The sequence below is a fragment of the Priestia sp. VA7 genome, from assembly GCF_055710015.1.
The window spans coordinates 127306-142618 of the sequence record NZ_JBVQPN010000005.1; the positions used below are offsets into that span (position 1 = coordinate 127306).

17 protein-coding genes are annotated in these 15313 nt (G+C 40.0%); all 17 read right to left on the minus strand.

The annotated features are described in order from the left end of the window. Positions 1-4: 4 nt before the first annotated feature. Positions 5-991, minus strand: coding sequence for a gluconeogenesis factor YvcK family protein (locus tag AC0C45_RS22770; protein ID WP_013085391.1), 987 nt, complete (start codon positions 989-991; stop codon positions 5-7). Then, complete coding sequence (gene rapZ / locus AC0C45_RS22775) at positions 988-1881, minus strand: RNase adapter RapZ (RefSeq protein ID WP_013059711.1); 894 nt, start codon at positions 1879-1881, stop codon at positions 988-990. The genes AC0C45_RS22770 and rapZ overlap by 4 nt, the downstream gene beginning before the upstream one ends. A 41-nt stretch (positions 1882-1922) precedes the next feature. Beyond that, a complete protein-coding gene (locus AC0C45_RS22780) occupies positions 1923-2381 on the minus strand; it encodes an 8-oxo-dGTP diphosphatase (protein WP_013059712.1) in 459 nt (152 codons plus the stop codon). A 304-nt stretch (positions 2382-2685) separates the two neighbouring features. Next, entirely contained in the window at positions 2686-3639 is a 954-nt protein-coding gene (gene trxB / locus AC0C45_RS22785; RefSeq protein WP_013059713.1) for a thioredoxin-disulfide reductase, read from the minus strand. A 111-nt stretch (positions 3640-3750) separates the two neighbouring features. Continuing rightward, positions 3751-5253: a tetratricopeptide repeat protein gene (locus AC0C45_RS22790; protein ID WP_237893114.1), complete on the minus strand. Its 1503-nt coding sequence runs from the start codon at positions 5251-5253 to the stop codon at positions 3751-3753. A 181-nt stretch (positions 5254-5434) separates the two neighbouring features. Next, positions 5435-6058 (minus strand): bifunctional phosphoribosyl-AMP cyclohydrolase/phosphoribosyl-ATP diphosphatase HisIE, encoded by a 624-nt coding sequence (gene hisIE, locus AC0C45_RS22795; RefSeq protein WP_013059715.1) that lies wholly within the window; start codon positions 6056-6058, stop codon positions 5435-5437. Beyond that, positions 6055-6813 (minus strand): imidazole glycerol phosphate synthase subunit HisF, encoded by a 759-nt coding sequence (hisF, locus tag AC0C45_RS22800; RefSeq protein ID WP_472928859.1) that lies wholly within the window; start codon positions 6811-6813, stop codon positions 6055-6057. Before hisF ends, hisIE begins: the two co-directional genes overlap by 4 nt. Further along, a complete protein-coding gene (hisA, locus tag AC0C45_RS22805) occupies positions 6813-7547 on the minus strand; it encodes a 1-(5-phosphoribosyl)-5-[(5-phosphoribosylamino)methylideneamino]imidazole-4-carboxamide isomerase (RefSeq protein ID WP_171776528.1) in 735 nt (244 codons plus the stop codon). The genes hisF and hisA overlap by 1 nt, the downstream gene beginning before the upstream one ends. Continuing rightward, positions 7534-8181: an imidazole glycerol phosphate synthase subunit HisH gene (hisH, locus tag AC0C45_RS22810; protein WP_016765871.1), complete on the minus strand. Its 648-nt coding sequence runs from the start codon at positions 8179-8181 to the stop codon at positions 7534-7536. The genes hisA and hisH overlap by 14 nt, the downstream gene beginning before the upstream one ends. Next, positions 8182-8766 (minus strand): imidazoleglycerol-phosphate dehydratase HisB, encoded by a 585-nt coding sequence (hisB, locus tag AC0C45_RS22815; protein ID WP_013059719.1) that lies wholly within the window; start codon positions 8764-8766, stop codon positions 8182-8184. Positions 8767-8841: 75 nt separating this feature from the next. Next, positions 8842-10110: a histidinol dehydrogenase gene (hisD, locus tag AC0C45_RS22820; RefSeq protein WP_221789138.1), complete on the minus strand. Its 1269-nt coding sequence runs from the start codon at positions 10108-10110 to the stop codon at positions 8842-8844. A gap of 15 nt (positions 10111-10125) precedes the next feature. Next, on the minus strand, positions 10126-10758 hold the full coding sequence (gene hisG / locus AC0C45_RS22825) for an ATP phosphoribosyltransferase (protein WP_013059721.1): 633 nt from the start codon (positions 10756-10758) through the stop codon (positions 10126-10128). Next, positions 10758-11939: an ATP phosphoribosyltransferase regulatory subunit gene (locus AC0C45_RS22830; RefSeq protein ID WP_034648405.1), complete on the minus strand. Its 1182-nt coding sequence runs from the start codon at positions 11937-11939 to the stop codon at positions 10758-10760. Before AC0C45_RS22830 ends, hisG begins: the two co-directional genes overlap by 1 nt. A 183-nt stretch (positions 11940-12122) precedes the next feature. Further along, a complete protein-coding gene (locus AC0C45_RS22835) occupies positions 12123-12650 on the minus strand; it encodes an acyltransferase (RefSeq protein ID WP_013085401.1) in 528 nt (175 codons plus the stop codon). After that, positions 12647-13294: a pyrophosphatase PpaX gene (gene ppaX, locus AC0C45_RS22840; protein ID WP_047931132.1), complete on the minus strand. Its 648-nt coding sequence runs from the start codon at positions 13292-13294 to the stop codon at positions 12647-12649. The genes AC0C45_RS22835 and ppaX overlap by 4 nt, the downstream gene beginning before the upstream one ends. Positions 13295-13354: 60 nt before the next feature. After that, entirely contained in the window at positions 13355-14188 is an 834-nt protein-coding gene (gene lgt, locus AC0C45_RS22845; RefSeq protein WP_013085403.1) for a prolipoprotein diacylglyceryl transferase, read from the minus strand. A 16-nt stretch (positions 14189-14204) separates the two neighbouring features. Next, positions 14205-15140 (minus strand): HPr(Ser) kinase/phosphatase, encoded by a 936-nt coding sequence (hprK, locus tag AC0C45_RS22850; protein ID WP_016765874.1) that lies wholly within the window; start codon positions 15138-15140, stop codon positions 14205-14207. Between the last annotated feature and the right edge of the window lie 173 nt (positions 15141-15313).

A 15313-nucleotide genomic window follows, 5' to 3' on the forward strand; every position in this document is an offset into this window, starting at 1 on the left:
GGTGTTAAACACCCGTATTCGCTTTACCTTGCAGCGATGTCAGCATAGAATACACAAGCTTTGCTACTTTTTTTGTATCATGCCTAATTACGCTGCCGTCATACTGAATAATTTGATCTTCAATCACTTCTAACCCTAATTTTAGCAATACTTCACGATCATATTCTACAGGCTGAGCCTGCTCTACTTGATATTTCTTTTTTAAAGGTGCTGGAATAGGTGCATTATTGACGATAATTGCATCTAAAAATGCACACGGCATATGATTGTAAAGCGCTTTAATATGATCACTTGCCTTAAAGCCCAATGTCTCACCCGGCTGCGTCATCACGTTGCATACGTACACTTTCTTGGCTTTTGTCGAACAAAGCTCGTTACAAATATCCTGCACCAGTAAATTCGGCAAAATACTTGTATAAAGACTTCCGGGCCCCAACACAATTAAATCAGCGCGTCGAATCGCTTTTATTGTCTCGACAAGCGGTTTCACATCGGCGGGCGATAAAAATACTTTATTAATTTTTTTATTAACTTCTGGAATTTTAGATTCACCTGTTACGATGGATCCATCTTGCATCTCCGCATGCAGCACAACACTTTGATTAGCTGCTGGAAGTACTTTCCCTCTGACGTTTAGTACTTTGCTCATTTCTCGTATAGCATGCACAAAATCGCCAGTAATAGACGTCATAGCTGCAAGCAACAAATTGCCAAGAGAATGGCCTGTAAGCTCATTTCCTGTATCAAATCGATGCTGAAAAAGCTCTTCAACTAGTGGCTCCACATCAGATAAAGCAACTAGCACATTTCGAATATCACCAGGAGCAGGGATTTCAAGTTCATCGCGCAATCGGCCAGAACTTCCCCCGTCGTCTGCTACGGTTACGATGGCTGTAAGATCAAGAGGGTATTCCTTCAACCCTCTTAACAGCACTGGTAAACCCGTTCCTCCCCCAATGACGACAACTTTTGGAAGCTGTTCACTGCTCATCTATGATTTTCCTTTCTCCTCTCAATGTCACGATGAGAAATATGAGTTTTGTATTCATTCTGGAAATGGTGACCTAAATATTCAGCTAATGTGACGGAGCGATGCTGCCCGCCTGTGCATCCTATAGCAATGACCAGCTGGCTTTTACCTTCTCGCTTGTATTGTGGAAGCATAAACGAAAGTAAGTCTACTACTTTTTCAATGAACTTTTGAGTTTCCGTCCATTTTAATACGTAAGAAGAAACCTCTTCTTCAAGCCCTGTTTTAGGACGCATATGGTCAATGTAGTGAGGGTTTGGCAAAAAGCGCACATCAAAGACTAAATCAGCGTCAATAGGTACACCATATTTAAAACCAAACGACATCACATTAACAGTAAAAACCTGTGAAGCGTGCGACGAAAACTGAGTTAAAATCTTTTCTCTAAGCTCTCTTGGTTTTAACTCTGACGTCTCATAAATAAGCTGAGCTCTTCCCTTTAACTCCTCAAGAAGCTCACGTTCCATACCAATTCCTTCTAAAGGTAAACCCGAAGGAGCTAGGGGATGTGAACGTCTTGTTTCTTTATAGCGTGTCACCAATACAGAATCTTTTGCATCTAAAAATAAAATTTGTGGCGTGACCCACGTTGTTTCACTCATGTTATCTAATGCTTCAAACAGGCTTTCAAAAAACTCTCTGCCTCGCAAGTCCATAACAAGAGCAACTTTATTCATTTTATTCCCTGACTCTTTCATGAGTTCTAAAAATTTCGGTAGCAATGTAGGGGGTAAATTATCTACACAAAAGAACCCTAAATCTTCAAAACTCTGAATTGCTACTGTTTTTCCTGCACCTGACATTCCAGTAATAATCACTAATTGAATATCGCTTACAGACCCAGTACTCATTTTCCATCCCCCTCAATCTATGCATACATGTCTATTTATCATTAACAAGGATCAATTCGATAAGATAATAACTCGAAATCCGTTGTATACGTAAAGTTGCCATAAATAACACCCGACCCTTTTGCTACATAATCGATAATGTGATGATCTCCCGGTGCCATCGGCAATTCACTTACTTCACTCAAATTATGCCAACCAAGTTTGCCTTCTTCTGATTCTAGCACATTTGTCCCATCAAAATCTGTAGCAAAAAAAGTAAACATCATCCATTCAGATGAAATTTGATCGTTTTCTTTCATCGTAAAAGTAAAGATACCTTTTACAGTGGGATTTTTCAAATAAATTCCCGTCTCTTCACGAAATTCTCTTACAACAGAGTCTTTTACAGATTCTCCTTGCTCCATTTTCCCACCCGGGGCCACCCACCAGTTTCTTCGTGGCTTTTGAAGCAACAATACTTTATCATCTTTCATTAATACACAATTTGTGACCCTTTGCATGTTTTCCACCTCATCATATGTATACTGACATTTTCTTTTATTATACTACGAAACAAACTTCTCTCACAACGGAGATGAACTAACTATTACTAAATTTTCTGAAAATAATCAATTGCTGTTATTATACGTAAATCCAATCTGTTATAGTCACAAAAAAGAGGCATAGGAACACGTCCTATGCCCGACATACATATATTTTATAAAAGGGGGTCAATTACTATCTATATAGTACCCCATCAATGTTTCACAGGTGTTACAGAACAGTTAAAACCGAATTACGTTTTGTAAAAGGTTGATTTCAGCCTTATTGCTGAATAGCTTTTAACTTTTCTTTTAACTCTTCTACATAGTGCTGAGCCGCTTGAGCCGCAATGCTGCCATCACCTGTAGCTGTTACAATTTGACGAAGAGCCTTTTCACGAACATCTCCAGCTGCGAACACACCTGGTACTTTTGTTTCCATTTGCTCGTTCGTTTCAATATATCCTTCTTTATTCGTGATGTTTAGGCTTTCGAATGGTTTTGTTAGTGGAACCATTCCAACATAAATGAATACGCCGTCCGCACCGAACTCGCGCTCTTCACCTGTTTTGGTGTCTACTAACGTTACGCTGCCTACTTTACCGTCTTTTTCATTTACTTCTTTGACCGTTGTATTCCAAATAAAATCAACTTTTTCGTTGTCAAATGCACGCTGCTGTAGGATTTTCTGCGCGCGAAGCTCATCACGTCGGTGAATAATTGTTACTTTTGTTGCGAAGCGTGTTAAATATACGCCTTCTTCAACTGCAGAGTCTCCACCGCCTACAACGACTAGCTCTTTACCTTTAAAAAATGCGCCGTCACATACAGCACAATAAGATACGCCGCGGCCGCCTAGTTCTTTTTCTCCTGGCGCGCCTAATTTTTTATATTCCGCACCAGTAGCAACGATTACTGAACGTGTTTTATATTCTTTGCTGCCTGCACGAACTGTCTTGTATTCTTCTCCGTCGATGATTTCTTTAATATCACCGTACGCATATTCCGCACCGAATTTTTTTGCATGCTCAAACATTTTGTTAGAAAGGTCAGGGCCAAGGATATGGTCATAACCTGGATAGTTTTCTACATCTTCCGTATTAGCCATTTGACCGCCTGGAATTCCGCGTTCAATCATTAGTGTTGATAAATCTGCACGAGATGTATATACAGCAGCAGTCATACCTGCTGGACCTGCCCCAATAATAATGACATCATAAATTTTTTCTTCTGTCATTGCTTTACACTCCTTTTAGGAAATTCCTTCGTAGTTGATTCCAAATTTATGGATAATTATTTCGTTACCACTATCCTAATATGTTCTTCCTATTATCGTCTATTTTTTTGCTCAATTTAATAATGTATTCACAATTTTACTGTACTTTCTCACTGTTGCAGCGGAAATGGAATATTGTTTTGCCGCATCGGCTTGAGTAATAGCCTGCCTTTTTTCTTTCGCCCATATATATGTGACGGCTGCAGCCCATGCATTTACGTTCACATGCTGAAAATCATAGGATTGTTTATATACCTGTACATATACATAAAACCAAAAGCTTAAAAGATCCTGGGTATCACTTTCATTCTGCGATTCCATTTCCAGTTCAATAACATCTGCCACCTCAAAAATCACATGTTGTTTATCCTGCCATACATACGTATATACTTCATCCAAAAGTGTACTCATATGTATGGAAGACTTGATTTCTTCTAAAAGGAGCAGACGCTGTTGTTCAGGAAGCTTTTTTGCCATATACAAGCTGTAAAGCTGATCGTGAACATTTTTTGTTGCACACTTCTTTTTCGCTGTAACATCCACTTTCGATTGAAAAACCTTCGCAGCTTTTTGACTGATGCGCCAAGGCTCCTCTCCTTCTTTATCAGGAACGTCTTCCAATGCCAGCTTCCACATTTCTTTAGCGAACGCTTCACGCCCGGTATAGTAAGAAGCATATGAGAGCCAATAATGAAATGAGTTGTCTCCTTGAAATCCTTGTGTATAAAGCTTTTTTAACCATCTGTATGATAGTTTGTATTGACCAATCAATGCAAATGTTGCTCCAAGCTTATAGCGGTGTTCAAATGACATTGGATAAACGCGGCTAAGCCCGTCTGTAAGCTCCTCAACTTCTTTATGCTTATGGCAATAATAATAGAAAATCAGCTGATTGCATAACGCATGAAGATTTCCAGGGTTTTTCTCCAATACTTCATTCAGCAAATCCATTGCCTCATCAATTTTATTTAAATAAAAATAAGCTAACGCTAAATTATTATATGCAGACCAGAATTCTGGATAATCATCAATTATTTCAGTTAACAAATCCACTGCTTCTTCAAAATTTGTTGCTTCAAGCAGTCTTTTTGCTTGTTCTTGTTTTATAATCAGCATGTCCCCTAGCTGATTTTTAGGCTCTTCATCTTCTTCATCCACATCAATTGATAGTAAATCTAACAGATCTGTAGCCGATCGAAAGAGGTCACCATTTGGAAAATGCTCAATGTAATACATCGCGTATTTTTTTGATTCTTCAAACAGTCCAAGATGCGCATAGCTGTTGGCTATATAGTAGTAACAGCTTCCTAATGTATCGTCCATATGATGAATCACATGGAGAAAAAGCTCGTTGGCATCTTGATAATCTCCCTGCTCCGTTAAAGCTACTCCAACGTTTGTAAGAAGCTGTGGATTACGGGCATTTTCTTTGTTTGCACGCGTTAAATACTTGAGCGCTTTATCCGACTCCTCTTCTTCAAACGCCTGCAGCGCTTTTTCGAAATAGAAGTCACCCGTTTGCGAAAATGGAATTACTTGTGCCATTTTTTGAATTACTTTTGAGTGTTTTTCCATTAAGCCCTCCAAATAAGTTGATAATTTCGACGTTCGTAGTATATCACATTTGCCAAGAAGTTTAATACCTCTATTCAAAAAAGGAGCCTGTAAGCAGTCGTTTCTTGACGCAAATAAGAGAAGGTTTTGCCTCTTTTATCTAAAATGAGACAACTCCTTCTCTCTTTTCACTATGTAGCTATTAGCTAGAGTGACGCTCTTTTAATACTGATAGGACATCGTCTAAAGGCAGCTTTTGCTCACGAAGTAAAACAAGTACGTGGTACAATAAATCTGCAACTTCCCACTTCAGTTCATCATGGTCACGATTTTTTGCTGCAATAATCACTTCACCAGCTTCTTCTCCTACTTTTTTGAGGATTTTATCTACGCCTTTATCGAATAAGTATGTTGTATAAGCTCCTTCTGGCATTTCAGCTTCACGCTTAGCGATTACTTCTTCTAGCTCATTAATAATAGCAAACCGATTATCGTTTTGTTTATTTTCGCCAAGAATTGTTTCATTAAAGCAGCTGTAAGCGCCCGTATGACAAGCAGGACCTTGAGGCTCCACTTTTACAACAAGAGAATCAGCATCACAGTCATATGCCATGCTCACAATTTTTTGTGTGTTTCCAGAGGTTGCCCCCTTGTGCCACAACTCTTGTCGAGAACGGCTGTAAAACCATGTTTCACGTGTATCAATTGATTTTTGAAGTGATTCTTCGTTCATATAAGCCAATGTTAAAACTTCTTTGCTCACAGCATCTTGTACAATAGCTGGCACAAGTCCATCACTGTTGAATTTAATATTTTCAATCGTCATCGAATGCTCACTCCTTGTTGTTTTGCATAGCTTTTAATTTCTTTTACAGATGTTTCTTTATAGTGAAAGATCGAAGCCGCCAAAGCCGCGTCAGCTTCCCCTTTTTCAAACGCATCGACAAAATCTTGACCATTTCCTGCGCCGCCGGAAGCAATAACAGGAACGCTCACCGATTGGCTGACTGCTTTGGTTAATGCTAAATCAAACCCTGACTTTTCACCGTCTTTATCCATACTCGTTAACAAGATCTCACCCGCACCGCGCTTTACTGCTTCTCTTGCCCAGTCGATTACTTCCCAGTCCGTTGCATTGCGGCCTCCGTGTGTGTAGACTCGCCATGATTGTAAGCTTTCATCGTACTTAGCATCGATGGCTACCACAATACACTGAGCTCCAAAAAAGTCGGACCCTTCTGTAATCAGTGTTGGATTGAGTACGGCCGCTGTATTTAATGACACTTTGTCTGCACCAGCACGAAGCATTCTTTTCATATCTTCTAATGCATTAATTCCTCCGCCCACCGTAAAAGGAATCGCTAGCTGAGATGCTACTTCTTCTACAACATGTACCATCGTTTTGCGTCCTTCATGAGAAGCAGAAATGTCTAAAAAGACTAATTCGTCTGCGCCTTCTTCGTCATAAAATTTCGCTAACTCTACAGGATCTCCTGCATCTCGAAGTTCCACAAACTGAACTCCTTTTACCACACGGCCGTCCTTTACATCTAAACAAGGAATGATTCGTTTTGTAATCATTACGCTTTCACCTCTTGAAGTGCTTCAGCTACTGTAAACTTATTTGTATAAAGTGCTTTCCCTACAATGGCACCAATAACGCCGTCAGCTTCATATTTCTTTAGTGCATCTAGATCAGCAAGTTTACTAACTCCCCCTGATGCAATCACACCTTTTCCAGTAGCCTTAGCCATCTCAACAATTCCTTCCACATTAGGACCAGACAGCATACCATCAGTAGAAATATCCGTGAAAATAAATGTTTCCGCACCAGCATTAGCCAATTCTTTTCCTAGTTCTGTCGCTTTGATTGTAGATGTTTCCACCCAGCCTTCCGTCGCAACATAGCCATCACGTGCATCAATACCAATAGCAATACGCGCACCATATTCCTTCAGCATTTTTTTCACAAATTCAGGATTAGAAATAGCTGCACTTCCTAAAATAACACGGTCAATTCCGTTTTCTAAGTAGTAAGCAACGTCAGCTTCTGAGCGAATGCCTCCTCCAATTTGCACACGTACATCTAATTTCTTTTTCACGCCTAGCACAAATTCATCATTCACGCACTTGGCCGCTTTTGCGCCGTCTAAATCAACCATGTGAATCCACTGAGCGCCTTCACTTGCGAATTGTGTGGCCATATCTACCGGAGAATCTCCGTACACCGTTTCTTTTGAGTAATCTCCTTGAAGCAAACGGACGCACTTTCCTCCGCGCATATCAATGGCTGGATATATTTCAAATTTGCTCATACGATGGGCTCCTTTTCTCTACGAAGTTTGCATAATTTTGCAGCATTTGCATTCCGATTGCACTGCTTTTTTCAGGATGGAATTGAGTGCCAAATACGTGTTCTTTTCCAACAACTGCTGGAACTTCGACATCATAAGGACTTGTTGCTAAAAGCACGTCTTGATCATTTGTTTTTACGTAATAAGAGTGAACAAAGTACACGTGACCTTCACTGATTCCATCAAGCAGAGCAGACTGCTGATGAAAATCTAAAGAGTTCCAGCCCATATGCGGAACTTTATATGTCTGTCCTTCGGCAGTAATGCCGGGAATACGCTCGACTCTCCCTTTTAACAGTTCCAGCCCTTTTGTTACACCGTTCTCATCGCTTTCTTCAAATAAAAGCTGCATACCTAAACAAATTCCAAGCAAAGGCATTCCTTTTGCTACTTCTTCTTTAATAAAGTCCGTCAGCTTTGTTTGATTCAGCTGTTCCATCGCATCTTTGAATGCTCCAACCCCAGGAAGAATCAGCCCTTTTGCCTTTCTTAGTTCTGCAGGATCTGCGGAGATAATATAGTCATAGTTTAATCGTTCAAGAGCTTTACTTACGCTGTATAAGTTGCCCATCCCATAGTCGATAATTCCAATCATTTACAACATCCCTTTCGTCGAAGGCACACCTTTGACACGCGGATCAATCGTTGTCGCTTCGTCCAAAGCACGTGCTAATGCCTTAAATACTGCTTCAATAATGTGGTGCGTATTTTTACCGTAGTGTACAATTACATGTACATTCATGCGAGATTCTAATGCGAATTTCCATAAAAATTCATACACAAGCTCTGTATCAAATGTACCAACGCGCGACGCGGGAATATCACCTTTAAATTCAAAATGAGGACGATTGCTTAAATCTACTACGACTTGAGCCAACGCGTCATCCATTGGTACAAAAGCATTTCCATAGCGTTTAATTCCTTTTTTATCACCGAGCGCTTCTTTGAACGTTTGACCAAGGCAAATACCGATATCTTCCGTTGTATGGTGATCATCAATCTCCGTGTCCCCGTCTGCTTTTACATCAAGGTTAAACTGTCCGTGTTTTGTAAATAAATCGAGCATATGATTTAAAAAAGGAACGCCTGTATCAATGTTCGCTTTTCCTTCTCCATCGATTCCAATCGCTAATGCAATATCCGTTTCGTTTGTTGTACGTTTAATACTTGACTCTCTCATTGTGAAACTCCTTTCAACTGTGCATGTAATAAGTAAAGAAAAGAACATTTCTACTCTTTTCTTTTAATCTCCACCTTATTTTTTAAAGCGTTCTTCAACCGCCCTTGCATGAGCTTCTAGCCCTTCTAAACGAGCAAATGCTGCGATTTTCGAGACATTTTTCTGGAGAGCTTGTTGGCTGTATGAAATGATACTAGACTTTTTCACAAATGAATCAACTGATAAAGGACTTGAGAATTTTGCTGTCCCATTTGTTGGAAGAACATGGTTTGGTCCCGCGAAATAATCGCCAACAGGTTCTGAGCTGTATCTTCCTAGAAAAATAGCACCGGCATGACGAATGGAACCTAAAAGTTCAAGTGGACTTTCAGTCATGATTTCTAAATGCTCAGGAGCTAATTGATTAACAGCTTCAATCGCTTCTTCTAATGACCCGGTCACATAAATAGCGCCATGGTTATCAATAGAAGGTTTTGCAATTTCTTTACGAGGTAAAGATTCCACTTGTCTTTCCACTTCTTCTTTAACAGCTTCGGCTAATGTCATCGAAGGTGTAACTAAAATACTTGAAGCTAATTTGTCATGTTCTGCTTGAGACAATAAATCAGCGGCCACTTCGTTCGGCTTAGCCGTATCGTCTGCTAGTACGACAATTTCACTAGGTCCAGCAATTGAGTCAATGTCTACTAAGCCATATACTTCTCTTTTCGCTAATGCAACAAAGATATTACCTGGCCCTACAATTTTATCGACGGATTGAATTGTTTCTGTTCCATAGGCAAGTGCTCCTACTGCCTGAGCTCCCCCTACTTTATAAATCTCTTTGACCCCAAGCTCACTCGCTGCTACCACTACTCCAGCAGGAAGCGCGCCGTCTTTTCCTGGAGGTGAAACCATCACGATACGTTTTACACCTGCCACTTGAGCAGGAATGACATTCATCAAAACTGAAGAAGGATAAGCCGCAAGGCCTCCCGGTACATAAACACCTACTGCATCTAAAGGCGTTACTTTCTGCCCTAAAATGGTGCCGTCTTCTTTTGTTGTCATCCAAGACTGCTCGACCATTCTTTCGTGGTAATCACGAATGTTGTCAGCAGCTTCACGAATGATTGACAGCATATCTGCATCAACCAGCTCATAAGCACGCTTCTTTTCTTGTTCTGTCACAAGCAAAGAAGAAAGCTCAACGCCGTCAAATTGGGCTGTATACCTTTTTAAAGCTTCGTCTTTTTGCTCTTGCACCTGCTTTAAAATATTTACGACAATTTCTCTTTGAGCACTTGTCCCTTGATCAATCGTACGCTTTAAGCTCACTTGTTCTGTTACACGTGTAATTTTCAATGTATGTCACCTCTTTTATACAGGTTGAACCACTTGGGCTAAACGATTCACTAAATCATCAATTCGTTCGTCTTTTAAACGATAGCTCACAGGGTTCACAATCAAACGCGATGTAATATCTTCAATATGCTCCAATTCAACAAGTCCGTTCTCTTTTAGGGTTTGTCCCGTTGATACAATATCAACGATCCGATCAGCCAGGCCGATTAAAGGCGCTAATTCAATTGAACCATTCAATTTTATAATTTCTACTTGCTCTCCTTGCTCCCTGAAATAAGTAGATGCTACATTTGGATATTTGGTTGCCACTTTTTGAGCAATTTCTGATTTTTTAGCATTAGGCAAACCGGCAACGGCCAAATGACATTTACTAATATTTAAATCCAACAGCTCATAAACATCTCGTTCTTCTTCTAACATTACGTCTTTACCTGCAATACCAAGATCCGCTACTCCGTATTCTACATAAGTAGTAACGTCCATTGGTTTTGCTAAAATAAAGCGCATGTTCTCTTCAGGAATATCTACAATCAGCTTGCGCGAATCGTCAAATTCTGGCGGCAATTGAAAGTCTGCTTGACGCAAAAGTTCAGCTGCTTCTTCAAAAATACGTCCTTTTGGCATTGCAATTGTTAATAGTTCACTCATTATTGTCCCCCCTTGCCTCGTTTTCCAATTAGAAACGTGACTTCTTCAAACTGTGCAGTAAATACATCAACATCATCAACGCCTGCAATTTCCTGAGTCACTACCCGGTATCCTTGCTTGCGCTGCTCAGTAGCTAAAGCTAACGCCTCATCCAAACGCTCCTGGCTATATAATATGCCGTATACTGCTGAAGGCTCATATACTTCTTCGCCCAGCGCTTCAATTAAGCGGTCAAGCTGAATTCCAAATCCTGTAGCTGGTGTTTTAGACGCAAATTTTTCAAGAAGCTGGTCATAACGTCCTCCATTACCGATATGGAAACCAACGTTTTCAGCAAAGACTTCAAATAAAATACCTGTGTAATAGCTCATATGACTGACTAAGTTAAAATCAATTTTAATTTCATCCGTTACACCGTATGCATCAAGCATATTCCATAGCTTTTTCAAATCACCGGCTGCTTTTTTACCAGCTTCGTTTTCAACTAGTTCAACCGCTTCTTCAATCTTCTTTTCATCTCCGCGCAGGTTAAGCAGCTGAAGAAGACGCTGTTTATCAATAGAAGATAGATTCAAATCTTTTACATGATTACGATAGCCCACATAATTTTTCTCATATAAAAAGCGGCGAAGCACGTTAGCACGTTCTTCATTTCCGACAATTTCTAAAAAAAGCGAATTAACAAACCCGATGTGGCCAATTGCCACTTTAAATGATTTAAGTCCCGCTCTTTTTAATGCGCCGATCATGAGAGCAATCACTTCAGCATCGCTGCTCATCGTAGCGTCTCCAATTAGCTCAACGCCTATTTGTTCAAACTCCGCCGGGCGGCCACCCTCACGCTGCTGAGCTCGGAATACATTTGCTTCATAAGCTAAGCGCAAAGGAGAATTATTTAAAAGTTTTGAAGCGGCCACACGTGCAAATGGTGTTGTTACATCCGGTCGCAGCACAAGCGTATGCCCTTCTTTATCTAAAAGTTTAAACAATTGTTGATCTAAAATAGCTGATGCGCTTCCTACCGTCTCGTAGTATTCCACAGTAGGCGTTGCCATATATTGATAGCCCCAGCTGCCGATTTCATCTGCCAGCTGATTGCGAACTTGTTTTTTTCTTTCAAAAAGAGCTGGCAGGGTATCTCTCATTCCAAGGGGTTTTTCAAACATAAATAACTTTGACATTCCGACACGTCCTTTAAGCTTGATTTTATCTATTAAGGAACCATTGATAGGTTGATTTTACTTTATCACACTAATGTATTAGCGAAATAACAAATTAAAGTTATTGATAGTTTACACCCGATAAAGTCAGCCGTCAACCGCCAGCTGTTCAAATTTACAAAAAAAACCACAGCTTAGTTCTTGCTAAGTTGTGGCTTTAGGTTCTGCTTCCCTGCGCTTTTCCATTTCTTCTTTTGTATAGATGACACGCATAGGGTTACCTCCAACAAAGAAACCGGGTGCTACATCTTTATGAACCACCGTTCCAGCCGCTACAACCGCTTCGTTGCCGATTGTTACGCCTGGAAGGATGGTGCTATTTGCTCCAATCATCACTTCATCCCCAATGATGACATCTCCAAGACGATATTCCGTTATCAGATATTCATGAGCGAGAATAGTTGTATTGTATCCGATAACCGTATTGCGTCCTACTTGTATTTTTTCAGGAAACATAATATCGAGCATCACCATAAGGGCAAAGGATGTTTGAGGTCCTACTTTCATCCCTAAGCACACTTTGTACAGCCAGTTTTTCATCGAAAGAAAAGGTGTATAGCGAGCGCATTGAATGATTAGGAAGTTGCGCACTACTTTCCAAAAAGGCACGGTCTTATAGACATGCCAAAGGGAATTAGCTCCTTTAACCGGATAGCGCGTCGTTTTTCTCACTGACGTTCTCCTTTTAATATATCAATTAAATCCGTCATATTCTCTAAAATAATATCAGGATTATAAGAAGCGATATGATCTCTTCCTTTTGCACTCCAAGCAACTCCAGCTGTTTTCGTATAAGCTCTTTGGCCAGAAATGATGTCATGATGGTTATCTCCCACCATCAGTGCTTCTTCAGGTTTAGCATCCAGCAGCTTCAGTGCTTTTTCTACCGGCTCAGGATGCGGCTTTGCATTTGTTACGTCTTCAATTGCGACAATCGTATCAAAGAACTGCTCTAACTTCGTTAACTTAAGCCCCATCATGACCGTATTTCTTTGCTTGGTTGTGACAATACCTAATTTATAATTCTGCTCGTGCAGCCATTTAACTGTTTCAAGTACGCCTTCAAATTCTTTAACAAGCAAATCGTGATTGGCTAGATTATGCGTGCGATACATCTCAATCATTTCGTTTACTTTCGTTTTATCCATTTCTACAAACGTGTCGTATAAAGGAGGTCCCATAAACTGTAAAATATCTTCACGAGTATATTGTTCAGGATAATAGTGATTAAGCGTATGAGTAAACGAGGCAATAATTAATTCATTTGTATCAATTAACGTACCGTCTAAATCAAACAAAACCGTATTAATCGTCATTATTCATTTCCTTCCCTTGCGTCAAATCAAGTTTGTGTAAACCTTGTAGCTTTTCTTCATTTAAGCCTTAGATTGTGCTTCTTCATTCTCTAAGTATTTCTGTTTACTCATTCCCGTCACGCGGCGGACAATAATTAAAATAATGGCTATTACAATCAGTGCAAGTGAAACAACTTGAGCGATTCTGAGTGTATGCGTCAGCATTAAACTATCCGTGCGAAGCCCTTCTACAAAGAAGCGTCCAACTGAGTACCAGATTAAATAAGATAAGAAAATTTCTCCTTTTCGCAGACTGGTGCGGCGAAGTACCATCAACAGGATAAATCCGGCAAAATCCCATAATGATTCGTATAAAAACGTAGGATGATAGTATGTACCGTTAATATACATTTGGTTAATAATAAAATTTGGAAGGTGCAACCCTTCTAAAAAAGCACGGGTAACCGGCCCCCCATGTGCCTCTTGATTCATAAAGTTTCCCCAGCGCCCAATGGCTTGGCCAAGGATTAAACTAGGCGCAGCAATATCAGCCAACTTCCAAAATGAAATCTTTTTTACTTTCGAATACACAATGGCAGTTAATACGCCTCCGATTAAGCCACCATGAATGGCAATCCCACCTTGCCAAATCTGAGGTATTTCATTTAAATGCTTTGAATAGTATCCCCATTCAAAGGATACATAATAAATTCGTGCACAAATAATAGCTATTGGCACAGCAAATAAGATAAGATCAACAAATGTATCTTTTGATAAGCCTCTTCTTACACTTTCTCTTGTCGCAATATAAAGACCTAATAGAACACCTGCACCGATAATTACGCCGTACCAGTAGACCGTTAGAGGGCCAATTTCAAGGAAAACGCGATCTAACGGCTGAATAGTTGCTTCCACAAGTTAACACCCTTTCTTATAAGTCTTCACGGTCTCCTTCTTCAATTACATCTGTTAGACGTGCAGAAAATTGTTCTGCTGCGTTAATACCCATACGCTTTAAGCGGAAGTTCATTGCTGCCACTTCAATGATAACAGCTAAGTTTCGTCCCGGACGTACTGGCAATGTAATTTTTGTAACGTCTGTATCAATAATTTTCATTTTATCTTCTTCTAAACCAAGGCGATCATAATGTTTCTGCTGATCCCATGTCTCTAACTGAATAACAAGTGAAATTCGCTTATAGCTTCGTACAGCTCCTGCGCCGAATAGCGTCATCACATTGATGATCCCTAGTCCTCGAATTTCAAGCAAATGCTCGATTAAACCAGGCGCATTTCCTACAAGCGTGTCTTGATCTTCTTGACGGATTTCCACACAGTCATCAGCTACTAGACGATGTCCCCTCTTAACAAGCTCTAGAGCTGTTTCACTTTTACCAACGCCGCTTTTTCCCATGATTAATACACCAATTCCGTATATATCAACTAATACGCCGTGCATAGCAGTAGTAGGTGCTAGCCGGCTTTCAAGAAAATTCGTTAAATGGCTGGAAAGTCGCGTTGTTTTAAAGCTTGAACGCAACACAGGAACTGATTCACGCTCTGAAGCTTCGATAAGTTCTTTCGGTACCTCCATTTCGCGCGAAACAATAATAGCCGGCGTGATATCTGTACACATCTTTTCCATTCGAACTTTTTTTTGTTCATCATCTAATTGTTTAAAAAATGATAGTTCTGTTTTACCTAACAGCTGGATACGTTCTGCTGGGTAATATGTAAAATAACCTGCCATTTCAATACCTGGACGTGAAATATCACTTGTTGAAATAGGACGGTCGATTCCTTCTTCTCCGCTAATAAGCTCTAATTTAAATTTCTCAATGATGTCTTTTGTACGTACTTTAACCACCGTGCATCCTCCTTTTATGAACAGTCATATACCTGTTCATGTCTACAGTATATCCAACTCTCGCTTTTATGTCGCGTTTGGTTCTAGCCATTTTATTTTATCATTAATACGGAAAGAAAAGAAAAAAAAGATGGCATAGGCTGCATCGCCTTACCATCTTTTTTAGAAAATTA

Excerpts from the sequence above, each read along its gene's own strand:
- AC0C45_RS22770 (WP_013085391.1), bottom strand. The coding sequence starts at position 991 with ATGAGCAGTGAACAGCTTCCAAAAGTTGTCGTCATTGGGGGAGGAACG.
- rapZ (WP_013059711.1), bottom strand. The coding sequence starts at position 1,881 with ATGAGTACTGGGTCTGTAAGCGATATTCAATTAGTGATTATTACTGGA.
- AC0C45_RS22780 (WP_013059712.1), bottom strand. The coding sequence starts at position 2,381 with ATGCAAAGGGTCACAAATTGTGTATTAATGAAAGATGATAAAGTATTG.
- trxB (WP_013059713.1), bottom strand. The coding sequence starts at position 3,639 with ATGACAGAAGAAAAAATTTATGATGTCATTATTATTGGGGCAGGTCCA.
- AC0C45_RS22790 (WP_237893114.1), bottom strand. The coding sequence starts at position 5,253 with ATGGAAAAACACTCAAAAGTAATTCAAAAAATGGCACAAGTAATTCCA.
- hisIE (WP_013059715.1), bottom strand. The coding sequence starts at position 6,058 with ATGACGATTGAAAATATTAAATTCAACAGTGATGGACTTGTGCCAGCT.
- hisF (WP_472928859.1), bottom strand. The coding sequence starts at position 6,813 with ATGATTACAAAACGAATCATTCCTTGTTTAGATGTAAAGGACGGCCGT.
- hisA (WP_171776528.1), bottom strand. The coding sequence starts at position 7,547 with ATGAGCAAATTTGAAATATATCCAGCCATTGATATGCGCGGAGGAAAG.
- hisH (WP_016765871.1), bottom strand. The coding sequence starts at position 8,181 with ATGATTGGAATTATCGACTATGGGATGGGCAACTTATACAGCGTAAGT.
- hisB (WP_013059719.1), bottom strand. The coding sequence starts at position 8,766 with ATGAGAGAGTCAAGTATTAAACGTACAACAAACGAAACGGATATTGCA.
- hisG (WP_013059721.1), bottom strand. The coding sequence starts at position 10,758 with ATGAGTGAACTATTAACAATTGCAATGCCAAAAGGACGTATTTTTGAA.
- AC0C45_RS22830 (WP_034648405.1), bottom strand. The coding sequence starts at position 11,939 with ATGTCAAAGTTATTTATGTTTGAAAAACCCCTTGGAATGAGAGATACC.
- ppaX (WP_047931132.1), bottom strand. The coding sequence starts at position 13,294 with ATGACGATTAATACGGTTTTGTTTGATTTAGACGGTACGTTAATTGAT.